This is a genomic window from [Chlorobium] sp. 445, assembly GCA_002763895.1.
Classification (GTDB): domain Bacteria; phylum Bacteroidota; class Chlorobiia; order Chlorobiales; family Thermochlorobacteraceae; genus Thermochlorobacter.
In genome coordinates this window covers 1-1,825 of record NSLH01000066.1, presented here as the reverse complement: position 1 = coordinate 1,825, position 1,825 = coordinate 1, and the positions used below count along the sequence as shown (strand labels likewise).

Genomic DNA, 1,825 nt, shown 5'->3' with positions numbered 1-1,825 from the left:
GCAGAGTTTCAAGTTTCGATATTCGCCGCCAATCACGCCCAAGCGACATTCGCCCGCTGACATCACGCCAACTGCTGCAGGACCATTGACGAGTTTGTTTTTTTCTTGCGAGAGTTTGATAAGCCGCTTGGCATCCTTTTCAGGAACACCTTCAGCAATGATGGAGACAAAGTTAATCCCATCTGTATCTAAGGCTTCTTTAGTTGTGGAGAAGACTTTATCGGCACCGGCATAAATCAGTGCGGTGTTGACGGTAGGGTGAGCGGCGTGTGCATCAGCAACGCTGGCATAGACAGGGATGCTCAAAAGTTGATTGCCATATAACACTTCAACCGTTTTGCCCGCATCAGGCGGATAGACAAAGGCATGCACATTGAGCGGCAAGCCCATCATGTAGCAAAATTCTGCCATACGCTTTGCGGCATTTTGCCCCGCACGTGCACCAACAATAACAACTTGTGTTTGCTTGGTTGCGATGATTGACATGTTGGAATTAGTTTTTTTCAGATTGAATGGCTTTATCAACGATAGAGGTTAAAGGTGTATAGCGGTCGAAGACGTGAATATCGAAGCCTTCGTGGCGCAGTTGGCGCATGGCGTCTAAGCCTTGTTCTTCGTTCGGTCCGCCGCGGCGCACCCAAATTTTAACGCCATCGAGCTTACCTTGTGATTTCGCTTTGCGCAGTCCGTTGATAATGCCGTTGAAGGTGGCTTTCACATCGGTGAAGTTGGCAATCGCGCCGCCAATAATCAGATGTTTGATATTCGGAAGTGAACAAACTTTTTCAGTGAGGGCTTCGACTGCCCAATCGGGTGGGTCGCCCGAATACTCAGCATAATTGGCAATGCGCCGCCCCAGAGCGATGACGGCATCGGCATAAAATACGGACGCGCCGCCGCCTGCAGGCAGTAAGGCAATATCGCCGCCCGGAACTTGAACGAACTTGACGGAGCCTTTAATGCGCGCATCGATTTCCATAATGGCTAATTCGTCAGGCGTCAAAGGACGACCAAATTCCGAGACCGGCGCAAAACTCCAATCAGGGTGGCGGAACTTCGCATTCATATCTAACTCAACTATAGCATCGAGCGCAGCAAAGCGCATGTCTTTTTTAGCAATCACTAACGGATTGATTTCAATCGAGATAGCATCTTCGTTATCATAGCACAAAAACACGCGCTCACTAATTTTAGCAACACGTTCAGCAAGGTCAGCCTCAAACCCGGCTTGATGGGCAAGTTCAATTAGCTGTGTGTGCGAGGGTGTGCTATCAATCGGAACGATAAGCCGTTTGACGGTGTCCCAATGCTCTTCAATTTCAACGCCGCCGTGCTTAGAGAGCAAAATTTCCGCCCCTTCACGAATCGAGCGAACACAGAGATAATACTCTTCATCGTGCTCGAGCATTTCAGCCACTAACACTTGCGAAACAGAGATGTCTTGAACGTGCTTACCGAGCATTTCTTGTGCAGCTTGAATGGCGCCATTCAAATCCAGATTGAGTTTGACAAGTCCCAACTTGAAGCGTCCACCAATGGCTTCGTGTGCTTTGACGACAAGTTTCTTTTCGGTAAGCCATTTGTTGGCTTGTGCAAGCGTGGAAAGTTGTTCAGCCGAGGAGATGACAAGATGAGATGGAACAGGAACGCCCCACTTCTCAAAGAGTTTCATTGCAGGGCTTTCAAGGATTTTCGCCATAGTTATGAATTGCTTTTTTAATGTGCATCTTGAAAAATACATAAAAAGTTTGAGTTATGGCGGGATGCTGTAAGGCTTTGGGAGAGAGGGCAGTTAGCTTACTTCAAGCAGGGATTAAATCGATAC

At 48.1% G+C, this 1,825-nt stretch carries 2 protein-coding genes; both read right to left on the bottom strand.

What is annotated here, in order from left to right; genetic code table 11:
* Positions 1 to 486: ATP citrate lyase (locus CMR00_12695; protein PIO47010.1), on the bottom strand; the 486-nt coding region annotated here is incomplete at its 3' end.
* 7 nt (positions 487 to 493) lie between these two features.
* Entirely contained in the window at positions 494 to 1,699 is a 1,206-nt protein-coding gene (locus CMR00_12690; protein ID PIO47009.1) for an ATP citrate lyase, read from the bottom strand.
* Between the last annotated feature and the right edge of the window lie 126 nt (positions 1,700 to 1,825).

Coding starts and splice junctions, on each gene's coding strand:
- CMR00_12690 (PIO47009.1), bottom strand. CDS start 1,699: ATGGCGAAAATCCTTGAAAGCCCTGCAATGAAACTCTTTGAGAAGTGG.